Source organism: Rhizobium sp. CCGE531 (assembly GCF_003627795.1).
Classification (GTDB): Bacteria; Pseudomonadota; Alphaproteobacteria; order Rhizobiales; family Rhizobiaceae; genus Rhizobium.
Genome location: NZ_CP032685.1, coordinates 694,574 through 708,785, shown reverse-complemented (window position 1 = coordinate 708,785; position 14,212 = coordinate 694,574). Strand labels below are relative to the sequence as shown.

At 58.1% G+C, this 14,212-nt stretch carries 12 protein-coding genes; 6 read left to right on the top strand and 6 right to left on the bottom strand.

Going from position 1 to position 14,212, the window contains the following annotated elements; translation table 11 throughout:
* Positions 1-349: 349 nt before the first annotated feature.
* Together CCGE531_RS22755 and CCGE531_RS22750 are read right to left on the bottom strand one after the other, a co-directional pair.
* Positions 350-1,462 (bottom strand): DUF4214 domain-containing protein, encoded by a 1,113-nt coding sequence (locus CCGE531_RS22755; RefSeq protein ID WP_162943982.1) that lies wholly within the window; start codon positions 1,460-1,462, stop codon positions 350-352.
* Positions 1,463-1,829: 367 nt separating this feature from the next.
* Positions 1,830-3,041 carry a capsule biosynthesis protein gene (locus tag CCGE531_RS22750; protein ID WP_120668017.1) on the bottom strand — a complete coding sequence of 404 codons (1,212 nt, stop codon included), beginning with the start codon at positions 3,039-3,041 and terminating at the stop codon, positions 1,830-1,832.
* Positions 3,042-3,205: 164 nt separating this feature from the next.
* On the opposite strand from CCGE531_RS22750, the gene CCGE531_RS22745 reads away from it, so the two are divergent.
* On the top strand, positions 3,206-4,015 hold the full coding sequence (locus CCGE531_RS22745) for an ABC transporter permease (protein ID WP_120668015.1): 810 nt from the start codon (positions 3,206-3,208) through the stop codon (positions 4,013-4,015).
* Between the two features lie 32 nt (positions 4,016-4,047).
* On the opposite strand, the gene CCGE531_RS22740 is transcribed toward CCGE531_RS22745, so the two are convergent.
* The 3 genes from CCGE531_RS22740 to CCGE531_RS22730 all read right to left on the bottom strand — a co-directional run bounded on the left by CCGE531_RS22740 (position 4,048) and on the right by CCGE531_RS22730 (position 8,671).
* Positions 4,048-5,100 (bottom strand): FkbM family methyltransferase, encoded by a 1,053-nt coding sequence (locus CCGE531_RS22740; protein ID WP_120668013.1) that lies wholly within the window; start codon positions 5,098-5,100, stop codon positions 4,048-4,050.
* Between the two features lie 86 nt (positions 5,101-5,186).
* Positions 5,187-6,548, bottom strand: coding sequence for a glycosyltransferase family 1 protein (locus tag CCGE531_RS22735; protein ID WP_120668011.1), 1,362 nt, complete (start codon positions 6,546-6,548; stop codon positions 5,187-5,189).
* Complete coding sequence (locus CCGE531_RS22730) at positions 6,548-8,671, bottom strand: capsular polysaccharide biosynthesis protein (RefSeq protein WP_120668009.1); 2,124 nt, start codon at positions 8,669-8,671, stop codon at positions 6,548-6,550. Before CCGE531_RS22730 ends, CCGE531_RS22735 begins: the two co-directional genes overlap by 1 nt.
* Positions 8,672-9,063: 392 nt before the next feature.
* On the opposite strand from CCGE531_RS22730, the gene CCGE531_RS35225 reads away from it, so the two are divergent.
* Entirely contained in the window at positions 9,064-9,192 is a 129-nt protein-coding gene (locus CCGE531_RS35225; RefSeq protein WP_281024464.1) for a hypothetical protein, read from the top strand.
* Here CCGE531_RS35225 and CCGE531_RS34870 read toward each other — a convergent pair.
* Positions 9,183-9,524: a hypothetical protein gene (locus CCGE531_RS34870; RefSeq protein ID WP_245459378.1), complete on the bottom strand. Its 342-nt coding sequence runs from the start codon at positions 9,522-9,524 to the stop codon at positions 9,183-9,185. The two genes, CCGE531_RS35225 and CCGE531_RS34870, sit on opposite strands and share 10 nt — an antisense overlap.
* On the opposite strand from CCGE531_RS34870, the gene CCGE531_RS22720 reads away from it, so the two are divergent.
* From CCGE531_RS22720 to CCGE531_RS22705, 4 genes are all read left to right on the top strand, one after another.
* A complete protein-coding gene (locus CCGE531_RS22720; protein WP_245459376.1) occupies positions 9,502-10,575 on the top strand; it encodes a capsule biosynthesis protein in 1,074 nt (357 codons plus the stop codon). The two genes, CCGE531_RS34870 and CCGE531_RS22720, sit on opposite strands and share 23 nt — an antisense overlap.
* 83 nt (positions 10,576-10,658) lie before the next feature.
* On the top strand, positions 10,659-11,306 hold the full coding sequence (locus tag CCGE531_RS22715; protein WP_181592433.1) for an ATP-binding cassette domain-containing protein: 648 nt from the start codon (positions 10,659-10,661) through the stop codon (positions 11,304-11,306).
* Between the two features lie 648 nt (positions 11,307-11,954).
* Positions 11,955-12,962 carry an AraC family transcriptional regulator gene (locus CCGE531_RS22710; RefSeq protein ID WP_245459375.1) on the top strand — a complete coding sequence of 336 codons (1,008 nt, stop codon included), beginning with the start codon at positions 11,955-11,957 and terminating at the stop codon, positions 12,960-12,962.
* 171 nt (positions 12,963-13,133) lie between these two features.
* Positions 13,134-14,192, top strand: coding sequence for a polysaccharide biosynthesis/export family protein (locus CCGE531_RS22705; RefSeq protein ID WP_245459373.1), 1,059 nt, complete (start codon positions 13,134-13,136; stop codon positions 14,190-14,192).
* Positions 14,193-14,212 lie beyond the last annotated feature (20 nt).

Sequence of the window (14,212 nt, the reverse complement as noted above, 5' to 3'; positions counted from 1 at the left end):
GCTCCAAAATTTCGCCCGGCAACTTTAGTGCCGGCTTTGCGGGGACTTCGTGGATAAAATGTGCGGGCGCAGTGTCTACCGCTTGCATCACATCCACGGCTACCGACAGTCTGCATAGCCCGGGCATCATCGAAGCCATTACGCTCGTTGGCGCGCCGGCAACCCCGAACGCCGGGTCAGTTGGCTATAGGGGGTGGACCAAATACGATCGCCATGACGCATGACGGTCAATTCGCCGTAGTAGGTCGCTGATCGTCGGCTTGCCCTGCCGAGTGGTTGAAGCATCATCGCGGCTCTCATGAAAAGGCCCGCTCGAAGCGGGCCTCGAAACGCCGTACCAAGACCTGGATCAGAAGAACGCCGGATTGCGCCATACCTGGTCACCATCCGCAACAAGCATCGGATCTCCATGTGGGTCGTCCCTGGTCTTTGCGGCGACGATGCCTTCGCAAACCCAGCCATGTTTAGGAAACAAGCTGATGAGGCGCCGGTCCAAGTCAGCGGAATGCGTGCCGATGAATACGCGCTTCACCTGCTTCGTCACCACATCGATATGGCGTTCGAAGAGGTCACCTTCGGCACCTTGAATATCGCAATGGATGAGATCGATGGTCCCTTGGCCGTTCAGGACCGTTGCGAGGCTATAACATGCGACTTCTTCGATCTCTGCGATAAGGCCACTATGATGCTTCAGGAATGTCCCGAATGCATCCGCATCATCGCCCTCGCCAGAAAACGCAGCGGCGGCGCCATAGACATGCCCGGCCTGCGCCGCCCGAGGGAACCTGGCTATTCCGTCCTCAACGCCGATAACCCCATGAATAACGTTGGCGTCGCTATCGGGGATAGAGTTTTCACGAAATGAATGGTGAATGTAATCGATATGACCACGATCCCCTTCGATCGGGGTTACGTGAGCGCTTAAACCTTTCTGTTTGGCGGCCGTGTAGCCGATCGTCGACCAAGGCGCCCATCCGGCGCCGAGCTCAATCATGCTAAATCGTTCCCGAGCGTCAAGAACTGAACGCAATACCGCGATCCATTCCAAGGCGGCCCCGTGAAAATTACCGGGAAACGGAAATGATTCAACCAGTCCCGAATGGCTTGCAAGACCGACATGGTTCACGTTGGAAACGCAACCGAGGAAGTTGGTCACAAAGCCTGCTCGTCCCGGCCCCTCATATTTCCTGAACTGTCGATATACATCCATCGCCTCTCTTCCGGAGGAACCATGTGTTTGAATGTATCCATGTATGGTCTTAAATTCATCAGAAGCGCTGATTTGCCGTATAAGATCTTCATATGAAATTGAGTTGTTCTCCAGCAAATCGAGATAAGAACTCATGCCGTTTTTGTCAGGATTTCTTCCTAAAAGGCCTTTGTATGCTGCGATGATGACGTCCTTTGCATCGCTTGTTTTTGATTGCTCTTTGATCACAATGCACTCCATTTCCGTTTTCATGTGATAGTGCATTTAAATAAACGTATGGATTGCAGACATCGATGCGATGTTCACATCAATATGATGCACTATCACGTCTGTGTTTGATCTGTATCCCGTTGGCCGGATAAGCTTGGCGCCGATTTTTCCGCGTTTTTCCAGAATTTATTGGCAATAAAACGCTATTTTCAACTGAAAAGTCAATGTCATTTCGTTAAAAATCTGAAGTATATCCTTAATATTATTTCATTATAAAAATATTGTCGCATTTTATACTATGGAGACGCAATCGGTATGGCGCCAAGGAGATTGCCCGGGCAAAACCACTGGCTGTATCTGCGTCTATGGCATTTGGGAGGAGATATCTGAGGAGCTTTGGAGCGCGAGGTCAGCCGCTTTCGTGATCCCTGAGGGCGGTCAGCATGAGCCAGCCCAGAAGATAGGCAAGGCTCAAAGACAGGAAGACCACAAGAATGTTCTTGAGCGCATAGGGCATCTCCGCTTCGTCCGGCAGGTGCGGCGGAACGACCACCTCGAGATAAAGCTGCTGCCGGCGGGCGTCGGCCCTGGCTGCTTCCAGCGAATCAAGGGCGGCGACGAGCGCCTTGTTGGCAAATTCACGCATCAGGACAAGACTTTCGTAATCGGCGATCCTAGGTGCTACGGATTTGTCCGATCCGACCATCTTGGCCCGCTCGTTTTCGATCTGCTGCTCCAGCGCCGCGATCTGGCTGGTCAGGAAGGGGATGGCGTTGCTGTCGGGCGCGGTCTTGCGCGTTTCGGCCAGCCGCGCGCGCGTATTGGCCAGCTCGGCGGTCAGATTGGTGATGAGGTCGACCATCGACATGGAGCTGGCATTGGGGTCGATCATCAGTTCCTTGTTTCTGAAATTCGTAATGTTCTTCTGCGCATCTATGGCCCGTTGCTGCGCTTCCTGCACCTCATTATCGGCGAAGCGAACTGCGTCGCTGCGGGCCCTGTCGTTCAAGCGGTCGAGCAGTTTGCCGCCGAGGGAAAGCAGCGCGGTATTCAGATCGGCGGCATCCTGCGCGTGAAAGGCTGTCGTGCGCAACATGGTAATACCAGTCGTATCGTTGTGAATGACCGAGACTCGATCCGAGTAATAATTGTAGAGTTCCTCCTCGCTGCTGTTCTCCCAAGGCCGCGGAAAGCGCGTCAGCCGGTCCGCCTGCCGGCTGCCGAAAATGGCCCGCACGGGAAGTCGATCGGTGAGCTCCTTCAATGCCTGGCGCGAGCGGATATATTCCTGGACGGAGAAGGTGTCGTCCTGCGAGCGGGTGATGCCGCTATTCTGCAGTAGCGAACCGAAGACGTTCGATGACGGCGGAGCCGCCATGCGAACGACGAAGGAGGCCTCGGACACGTAGATCGGCGCGGCGATGAAGGCGTAGTAGGCGCTGACGACAAGGGTGGGGCCGACAACCGCGAGCATGTAGACGCCCAGACGCTTGGAGCCCTTGGCGCGTTTTCCCGTCTTCGCCGGCGCGACGATCGATCTCGCGATCATCTGGCGGAAAGGCTGCCGAGGCTGCCTTGCATCGAGCTTCTTGCTTTGCGTCTCGGAATTTATCAGAGCCATGGCTGCGTTCCTGTTGATGATTGGCTGCCGTTGTCTGTCGGCACCCGTGCGTCGGAGGCGGTAATTGTCCAGGCCCGACGCAATGAAGATTGAGCGAGCGGCCCTCGCCGGTATCGTTGTTCTACCATCCGACGGAGATGGGATGGCGAACAGGAGGCTCCCGCATGCATCACGTATCGACGAACACCCGCGATCGTTCGCAGTTCATAATCGGATTGAAGATCCAGGCGCGCGTGCTCGGCGCACTCATCATGCGTGAAATGCTCATTCGCTACGGGCGCGAGAATATTGGTTTTCTCTGGCTCGCGCTGGAGCCGATGATTCTGACCGCCGGTGTTATGGTCATGTGGACCGTGATGCGTCACGAAGCGCACGGACTGACGGTCGCCGCCTTCGTTCTGAGCGGCTACATGCCCTTGACGCTCTGGCGCCACATAAGCGGCCATGCCGTCTCGTGTTTGCGCCAGAATCTGCCCTTGATGTATCATCGCCAGATCCGCCTGGCCGACGCCCTGATCGCGCGCGGGCTTCTGGAAACAGGCGGGACGACGGCAGCGCTTGTCATCGTCTACACGGTCGCTCGTCTCGCGGGTATCATACCGCCTTATCAGAATCTCGGCCTGCTTCTGGCGGGCTGGCTGTTCATGGCCTGGTTCTCTTTCGCCGTGGGGCTGATTTTTGCCGCCAGCTCCGAACGCTTCGAAATCGTGGAGAAATTTGTTCCGCCGTTCCAGTATCTCACACTGCCGATCGGCGGCATGTTCTTCATGGTGGCCTGGCTGCCGAGCGGCCCGCAGAAATTGGCTCTCTACGTTCCTACCGTCCATTGCTTCGAGCTCTTTCGTGCCGGCTTCTTCGGCGATACGGTGCAGACCTTCTACGATATCGGCTACATCACGAAATGCTGCCTGTTCACCACGGCTGTTGGGCTCTTTCTGATGAACATGGCGCGCAATCACATCAAGTTCGAATGACGCGGCTGCCGCAAGATCGATTGCCGCTGTGGTCAGAGCGCGACCTCCCGCTGGTGTTGCTTTTTGCTTTTGGATGAGGCCAGCGTCAGCCCGAGGCGCTGAAGGCGCGCGCTGACGCTTTCGGCGCGATCTTCATGAACCGCCAGAATGTTCGCCACCGTGCCGATCTGAAAATTCAGATCGAGCTCGTCTGGAGTCTCGATCCGCGCCAGCTGATCTTGCGAACTGGTCCAGATGCCGTAACCGAGTTCGGCAAGCTGATGGTGAATCGCGCCCGGCGTCACTTTCGAGACAACGGCGAGCATCTCACGATTGATCTCCATCAATAGAGAAGGCCTGTGCGCCGAGATGGTCCTTCTCGCGCCCTTCAGGAACAGACCCTCCGCACCCTGGATATCGACCTTTACGACATCAGGCCGCAGATTTCCGATAACATGGTCCAGCGTCTCGACTTTCGTCATGCGGCCAACTTTGGTATCGGCTGCATTCGTGACCAGCCGCGTTGCGCCGGCATTGATCGTTTCCTCGGCGTTATTGAGTGGCAATTCTCCCGGGCTGTCGGCAAGGGCCAGCGGGCGGACGCTGATACGATCTTCAAAACCATTCTCCAGGATCGATCGATTGAAGAGATCCCAAAGCTTGGGCAAGGGTTCGAAGGCAAGGACCGTTCCCCTGAATGGGGGATGGGCCGCGACGGACAGCGAGTAATATCCGACATTGCCGCCGACATCGATGAATTGTCCGGTTTCAGGCAGAATGGCTTTGACGAGATCGACGTCGAATTTCTCGTATTCGCCACTCATGATGCCAAAGGAAATGTGGTATTGGCGCAAATCGAGATGCAGTTTGAAATTGTACTTCGTTTCGAACAGAACGAAGATCGACTTCGGCACGAAATTGTTGAACAGCAATTCGCTGTGACGTACGTGGAACTCGTAGGAACTGAGAAAACGTCGGCGATGCTCATCCAGCGGAATGTCCGTCACCTGTAGCAGATTCTGCGCTATGGCATTGCGCTCGTCGTCGTTTATCGCGCGGCCGAGAATGAATTTGTAGCAGTTCTCGATGTCGTAAAAACTTGTCACGTCGCTGCTCCCCCGTCTTTCTGACGATTTGAATCTATCCTGCCGCCGCTTTTCACCTGCATTGCCGTGCACCATTCCCAGTCCGGTCACTGTAGAATTGCCGATGGTGATGTCGTCTCCATGCGTCGCGGCGCTCGTTGGGCCGCATAGCGCCGAGCGGAAAGATCTGCCTCGATCAGCATCTCCAGATCATCGAAATGAGTATCCCACCCTCCAGGCTGGCTCGGTCTGGTTCGGTGCTGAGGCGAGGCGGCAATCATGTCGAGCGCGGCTTTCCAGCTCAGTCCGTCAAGCGGATCGAGGAAAATTGCCGGATGCCCGCCTGCAGCCTCGCGATGCGCGCTGATGTTGGAGGCGACGACCGGCGTGCCGAGCGCAATGGCCTCGGCGATCGGCATGCCGTAACCCTCGGTAAAGGAAGGGGCAAGGAGGGCGGCGGCGCCGGCGACCAGCCGCGCCAAGGCGGCATCCTCCAGCCCCGGTACTTCGATGACGAGCCCGGGCAAGGCAGGGCACCGTTCGAGCATTGCCAGGATGTGGCTGTTTTCCCATCCCCTCTTGCCGACAATCACCAGACGCGGTGCGTTCGGGCCGTCGCGTTCGGCCAGATATTGCCATAGACGCAGCAACAGAATGTGGTTCTTGCGCGGTTCGATGGTGCCGATCGTCACGAAATAGGGGATTTGCGGGCGAGGCATGTCATTGGGGGGCGACAAAAAGCATTGCTCCACGCCCGGGGGCAGCACGGCGATGGAGGGCAACTCGCTGTTGCACTCCTGGGCGAAGGTGCGCAGGGCGCGTGCCGTCACCTGCGAGTTGCACAGGACGAGGGAAGCGTGCTTCAGCACAGTCGCCATTCTTCGACGGTGACGTTCCGGCTCTTCCGGCCGGACGAACTCGGGATGCGAGAGTGGAATGAGGTCGTGGACGTAAAAAACGCCGTTCCGCCCGATTTCCTGTAGCCAGGAAAAAGCGGATGTCCGTTCAAGCCGGCTGTGGGATACGTGTACGAAGGACGCATTGCCGGGCAGCGTCGGCCCATTGGCAAAGTGATTGGCGACGGTATGAGCGATCTTGCGCAGTTTTCGGGTGGGAGCTCCGTTCGCCTTCGCTTCCGCCGTCTGCCATCGGATATTGCCGTCGATGGCGGCGAAAATGCGCTCGAGAAGGGCGGCCTGGGAGCTTGATACTTGGCTCGCCGCCCAGCGGCTGCCCAGCATCGAAACCAGCTTGTCCGCTCGCTCGGTCGCTATGGATACGGCGCCGCGATGGCCCGTTTCGACAAACCAGGACGCTTGCGAGGATCCCAAGGCATTCGTCAGAGCAGCACGCTTACGTCGCTCGTTCAGCCAATGCGCATAATGAAGCTCGTAGCGATCTATGCCTGTGGGTGTCGGGCAATGCGCCCGCTCCATCAGACGCGAAATATCCATCACGATCGGCTTCATCACGATTTTCTCGCCTCAAGCATGTGGATGACTTGCGCAAGCCAGCGCCGTCTCGATGGGTTGGGAGCCGCCCCCAGCCGGGCGCGATAGAGCTCGGCGACCACATCTTCCGCTTCGCAGGGAAGATCGGCGATATTCGACCAGTATCGCGGGTAGAGGATCAGTACGCCCGCAACGAGGGCATCGAGGCTCAACAGCTGCTTGCGCCGAAGCGACACGACCGTGTCATGCGTAAGGCCCCAGCCGGCGTAAAAGGGCAGGCCATGGCACCATACCGGCTTTTCGCGCAGCAACGCCTCGAACCCGATCAGCGACGTCGCGACGTGAACCTCGTCAACCGCCCGCAGCAGATCATCGAGATCGACATTGCCGATGACAAGATCGGCGGCATTCCGCGGTGGGGATAAAGGTGGGTGACGGCCCGCAGCCCTGGCCAGGAGGTCCGGATGCTGCTTGTAGATGATGAACGCCTTTGGCCTGGCGCGCCGGACGGCCTTCAGCAACTCGATGTCGGACGCATGGCTCGCCATGCCGAAGCGCAGGGAGGCGTCGTTCGGAACCTGCCCGGCCACCAGAACGATCGCGCGGCCTTTCGCCTCCGCGCGATAGTCCGGCGCGGCCTGTGGCGGCAGGTTGTATTTGGTAATGCCCATCGAGACGATCGCCTGCCGAAGGCGCTTTGCCCGCTCAAGGAGGGCCTCGTCGAAATTCGTTCCGTTCAGAATCGTCTCGAGCTGGCTCGGGGCGGAGGCATTGAAGTAGATGCCTTGCCTGTCGAAGCAGAGCGAGGACGGGGGGATGAGCGAACTGCCAAGGCCGGAAGAGCGGATGAAGCCGTCCTCAACCCGAATGATCGGCAATCTCTTGCCTCCTTTCCACAGAAGGCTTTCGTCCGGCTGATCGGCATTTCCCCACAGGACGATCGTGTCGGCATTCTGGACCTGCATGGCCGTCGGATTGGTTGCGAACCGGACCACGGAGTTGGGGCTGTTCAGGTAACGGCGCATCACCGAGCGCTTGTGGAGCGAGAAGTTGATGCAAAGATAGCGCCCCGAAAGAGAGCGGGCGTGGTGGCGCCATTCGAGCAGCCGCTCGACGGCCTGCTCGGCCGTGATCGGATCGCGCGAGACCGGATCGACATAACGCGAATATTGAAGGAATGCCGCGTCGGCGAATTCGTCTATGCTGACGCGTCGTTTCCGCCGGGCGCGTGCCGCTATCGCCGCGGCGCCTTCGGCGCGATCGTCGGTCAGTCCCCAGCCGGCATAGGAAGGCATGCCGAAGGTCACGACGGGTATTTCGCGCAACAGTGCCTCGAGGCCAAGAGGGCTCGATACCGTCCAGACCTCGTCCACCAGATCCAGTATCGAATGCAGGGAGACGGCCTTGTCGACGAACTGCACTCCGCCTGTGTGAATATAGGGCTGGAGGAAACCCTTGGCACGGCCTGCAACGACATCGGGGTGGCACTTGATAATGATATCGGCACTTCTGTCAGCCTGGGCTGCGGCCCACATCCTCGCGAATGTCCCGGCATCGGCGCCCGCGCTTTCGATGGATCGATCTCCAACGGTCTGGTCAATGAGCAGGAGACGCCTGCGGCGGTTTCGACGAAGGAGAACGACGCCCTCCGGCAGATGATTGTCCTGGCAAAGCCGTTCGCGGACGATCCGCTGCCGCAGATCGCTCGCACGACGAATATCTTTATGGCATGGCCCGCCCTGGAGCAGAATTTCCAGCCGTGACGGCTGATGGGCGGAGAAATGAATGCCGAGATCGTCGGTGACGATGGAAACCGGCGGCGCCGCGCTGGCGCCTGGCGATTGCAGGAAGCCGTCGGCGACGGTCCAGAATGGCAGGCGGTGAACGCGCGCATAGAGGCGCGCCAGCCGGGCAAGCGGCCCATCCCCCCAACCCACGACACCATCCGCGGCTGCGCCCGCCATCAGCTCGATCGGCCTGAGGGAGGCGGAGATCGCCGGGCCGATCAGGGGGAAACGCCGTCGGGTCGCCAGGAAGGCGAGCAGCTGAGCATTCGCCGCGGGCAGCCAGGACGGCCGTTCGCCTGCGTCTGCTGCCGAAGGCCGCATGTCCTGGGAGAAAATCGTCGAATCCGAATGCATAGATCCCCCAAATGCAGACTAAAAGCGGCCATGGCCGCTTGAATGAAACGACCTGCAAAGCCGGATTGCGACCGATTGCCTGAGCAGGATCGGTTCGGGGGGCATGGGAAGCAGCGATTGCAGGATGGTATGTGCATATCTCACGGCTGCGCTTTGCAGCCGCGAACGCAGATTGGCGAAATTGGTACGCAGCCTGACGACAAAGAATTGCCGGCGGTACCGAGGTAAGCTTTGAACGGAGGAGACGCCCGCCTGCGGGCGAACCCAAAAGATCAGCCCCGAGCCTCCGCGACTATTGGGCCGGGCACGATTGCTGACACGGTTCGAGATGCCTCCGCGCTTTCCCATTCCGAATTCCTTGAACCAGCAATGAGGGAGAAATGGTGAATTGAATGGCAGTTATCACCGCCGCAATTTCGCCCCGCCATACGGATCGCGTCGCTAAAGTATTAATTGCGACAGAAGGCAAATTATTCTTGATTCTTTATGTAAAAATTTGGAGAGACGGGAATTATATTTGACTTTCAAAGGATATATGTGAATCTCTTGCGAAACAAAATACCGCGCCGAGCGCCTTGGCGCTGGTGAAGCGACGATTGGGAGCGGCGAAAATCGAAGCCTGCCGCGACGCATTCGAAGTTTCGGCAGGATGGCTATTGAATGGTTCCGGCCATTCTCCGAGAGATTGATGGTCGCATATGAGCCGCATCGAGAATAACAAGGATTTTGTCGATTTCGTCACATTGGTAACTGCGCGCTCGTCCGGCATCGTCACGGGCCCGCCGGTTTCCCGGTCGCTTTCAATTGCGAGATGGGTGAGATCGCAGCTGATGCTACTGCTGATCGTCGTCATTCCCGGCCTGCTCGGCGGTGGCTATTATGCCTTCATATCTGCCGATCAGTATGTTTCGGAGACGCAGTTCGTCGTTCGCAGCCCTAACAGGAATGCGGCGGGGCTGCTCAGCGGCTTTCTCCAGAGCACCGGCTTCGTTCGTGCGCAGGACGACAGCTATATCGTCACCGAATTCATCAAGTCCCGGGCGGCCGTTGATGCGCTCGTCGAAAAAGATGACCTGAAGGGCATCTTCTCCCGGCCCGAGGCGGACGTTCTCAACCGCTACCCTCCACCCTGGCGCGAGGCCAACAGCGAGGAACTGTTTCAGCATTATCTCCGCTTCATCAACGTTCATACCGATAGCGGCAGCGGCGTGACGACGCTGAATGTAAAGGCATTTCGGGCCGATGACGCCTATCGTCTGGCGAGCGCCCTGGTTCAGCATGCCGAAGAGCTCATCAATCGCTTGAATGATCGTGCCCGACAGGATGCTATCCGTTATGCGCAGGTCGAGGTGAATGACAGCCAGGTGAGGCTGTCCGACATGCAGAAGACTCTGACGGATTTCCGCAATCGCGAGGCCCTTGTCGATCCGAACAAGCAATCATCCGCGGCCCTCGACATGATTGCCCGGCTCTCGGACGATCTGGCCAACAGCAAGACGCGTCTTGCTGCGCTCGACCAGCAGGCCCCTCGGAGCCCGCAGAATGAGGCGCTCAGAGCGCGAGTGGCGGCGATGGAGCGCCAAATCAGCGACGAACGGGCGCGTATCGTCGGCAGCGACGGCTCGATGGCGCCGCGCATCGCCCAATACGAACAGTTGCTGCTGGAGCGGGAAATGGCCGCGAAAATGCTGACCTCCGCTACCGCTTCTCTGGAGAACGCGAAAATCGACGCGCAACGGCAGCAACTCTATCTCGAACGCATCGCCGATCCGAACTTGCCGGACCATGCGCTCTATCCGAAACGCCTTCAGTCATTCCTCCTGCTGCTTGCGGTTTGCTTCGCCATTTTCCGGATCGTGCGCTTCTTCGTCATCCAGGTCTATGAGCATGCGGCACAGCAATGAACGATCTCCCTTCCAGTCTCGCGCGGATCGCGCCTTCTGAAGTTCCGGCCCGGAGAAACGAGGCGCCCTGGCACGAGGATGGCATTGTCGGCGTATTTGATCTCGTCAAGGAATATGAAGTGAACGGGCGCATGCGCCGCGTACTTGACGGCGTGACCTTCAAGATCGGCCGCGGTGAAAAGATAGCCGTTCTCGGTCATAACGGAGCGGGAAAATCGACTCTCGTCCGGATGATCGCCGGGATAGAGGAGCCGACATCAGGCAAGGTCGTGCGCAACATGTCGATGTCATGGCCGATCGCGTTGAGCGGCGGCTTCGGCGGCTCGATGACCGGCTTTGACTGCATGCGCTTCCTGTCGCGGATCTACGACAAGCCATTCGACGAAATTCGCGATCTGGTAGAGGATTTCAGCGAGCTTGGACGCTATCTGCGCATGCCCATCAGGACATACTCGTCCGGCATGCGGGCGCGGCTGGCTTTCGGCATGTCGCTTGCCATCGATTTCGACTGTTATCTCATCGACGAGGTGCTTGCCGTCGGCGACAAACGCTTCCAGCTGCGCTCCTTCGAAGAACTTTTCGTCAAGCGCAAGGATCGTTCGATGATCATCGTGGGACATAACCTCAATGTGATCGGCGATTTGTGCAAATCGGCGCTGGTCCTGAAAAATGGCCGAGGCCGCGTTTTCGATGACATAGAAACGGCATTTCGAATCTACTCCACATTGTAGGTCGATCTGCTTTTGGTTGTCTCTCTCGCGTGCGGGTGACAAACGCCGCCTGCCGGCTTTGCAAAATGAAACAGTATCGGTAGCCGGCGCTTGACGCATTGTCTCGTCTTCGCGCCGGCCACCGAAACACTGCCGTCACATCTCAGCTCTATCTGGCCGCCCGGTCAAAGCGCAGGATATATTAGAGTAACTGAAATTAAATCGCCTTTAAATTGCTTTCAAAGTTGGAGCGATTCGCCCGCAGCCGTATGACGAATGTCCCCATCACAACCGTCACGCGCTAATCGCAGCGCATAAATTAGTAACTACTTTTGCAACCAGTGCCGGTATATCCCAGGGATAATGGTTATACGGGTAGATGCATTTTTGTCCGATGGCGTCGTGCCTGAGGGGCAGCTGTGAGCAAGCGCATGGAGTTGTAGGAATCTGTATAACGCCGTCATTATCTGTACTGTCGCGCTAAAATTCCTCGTGCTAATTTAATATTTGATAATGCAACTTAAGATGAATGATCCTACGATTGGGAATGGTCAAAGGGGCAAGACCATGGAGTCCTCATAACGCCGGAAAAAATCTGGCCTCGATAAAATCATGTGGTGGCGATTGCGATTATGCAATCTGAGATTTTGAGTAGGATAGCGGATGGCGATGTTGGAAAGAGTTGTCGAGCAATGCGTCGGCACTTTTGAGGTATATTCTCGTGATGCAATTACTCGCAATCTCGACGTGCTCGAACCAAACTGGAAATGGGGCGTTCCGTCGGAATCCAGTGGCGATTATTCCTTTAAATTCAGCAAGCAGCCCGTTCAATCGACATCCATCATAAGTGCGGAGCACTCTGCCGGCCTGGAGGCTGTTGCGAAGCAGGATGCGCCGCGTGTCAGCATCGTATTCGTTCTGGCGGGAGAGTTGGAGATCAATCACAGGCGGATGCATAAGTCATTGCGTATCCCCGCCAACAATGTCGCCAGCATCAGCGACCGCGCCGGCAAGCGGCTGGAGATAAAGCCGCGGAGTTCCTGGCTGCTGTTTCAGATCCCGGAATCGGTTATCAGGCAGCACTTCGAGGAATTGACGGGCAAGCCCTATGTGCAGGAATTCGCCTTGGCGCCGGTAAGCTTTCGTCAGGGCGGTGCGCAGGGGCTCTACCAGACCCTCCGCCAGGCCGAAAAAGATCTCATGACCGCGCGTCCGGCCGAAAGGGTGATGCTCGCAAAGGCCTACAGCGAGCTTCTTCTGGTCAAGCTGTTTGCAAAGCTTCCGCACAATCTTTCCGACGCCTTCCATCGCGGCACATTGGAAAATGCGCCACGCCAGCTTCTGAGGGCAGAGGCTTTCATGCGCGACAATCTGCACAATGCGATCATGCTGGAAGATCTTGCCCATGCCGCAAGCTGCAGCCCGCGCGCGCTGCAACGCATGTTCAAGACCTATCGGGGCGACACGCCGATGGGAATTTTGTGCAACTACCGGCTGGCCGCCGCCCACGGTGTCATCAAGGGCGGCCAAGCCGAGAGCATCACCGATCTCGCCATGAGCCTGCAATTTTCCAATCCCGGGCGGTTCTCCGTTCTCTACAAGCATGCCTACGGCTCCAGCCCATCATCGATCCTTCGTTTTACCCGGGAGCGCAGTGACAATGCCGGAACGGCTTAGTGTGTTCGGAGTAGCGATGCCCCATCAAAACTGCCTCCATGCCGCTCAGGATTGTCGATGCCGTTGAAGTTCGGATTATTGTGTGTTCTCGCCTGCGTTCTTACGGGCTGTGCATTACCGGAGGCCGGACCCAAGACCTCCCGCATATTGGAGGAGGCGGCGGCGCGTACCGTGCCACCATTTGCGCTGGTCGACGTGGTATCGGCGGCAATGGTCAGGAGCGCTGCGCGGCCAGAGGCCAGTCTGGCAGCTTATTTCGGCGAAGGCGCGCGTGATCCCGGCCTGAGGATCGCGGTCGGCGACGTCGTTTCGGTCAGCCTCTGGGAGGCGCCGCCTGGAAGTTTGTTCGGAACGGCATCCATCGCCTCGGGGCAGCAGCAGGCGTCGGGCAGTTCCGTTACGATCCCGCCGCAAACCATCAATAGCGACGGCACGATCAGCATTCCCTATGTCGGACGCATCAATGCGGTCGGCCGGACGCCTGCCATCGTTGAACGAGCCGTGGTCTCCGGCCTTGCCGGCAAGGCGGTGCAGCCGCAAGCGCTGGTGACGGTGCAGCAGAGCGCGTCGAACACGGTCACCGTCACCGGCGAGGTTGCCGGAGGCGCCCGCGTCGCGCTGTCGCCGGCCGGTGATCGGGTGCTCGATGCGATTGCCGCGGCGGGAGGATTGCGTGCCAGCGTCAACGACAGCGTCGTCTATCTGACGCGGGGACGCAGGACGATGCACCTGCCTTTTACCGCAATTGTCCAGAACCCGCGCGAGAATATAAGATTGCGGCCCGAGGACGTGGTTACCGTCGTCCGCGAGCCGACCACCTACACGATCCTTGGCGCATCGGGGCAGAGTGGCGAGGTGCCCTTCAGCGCGCAGCATCTGACCATGGCAAACGCGGTGGCGCGCGCGGGAGGACTTCAGGACTCTCGCGCCGATGCCTCGGGCATCTTCCTCTTCCGTTATGAACCGCCCGACATTGCCCGCCGCATCGTCGCACCGTACAATCCGTGGTTGAGACGCGGTGGACCGGTTCCGATCGTCTACAGGTTCAACCTGAAAAACGGCTCGACACTGCTCGCCATGCAGAGCTTCGAGATCCAGCCGCGCGACATCATCTATGTTTCCAACGCCGCCTCGATCGATATTCAGAAATTCATGGGTCTCTTCCAGGGCGTCACTGGAACCGCATTGTCCGCCGCATCGGTCGGCATAGCCGCATCGACGGCAAACTGAGGGTATCGCTCGAAAGCCAC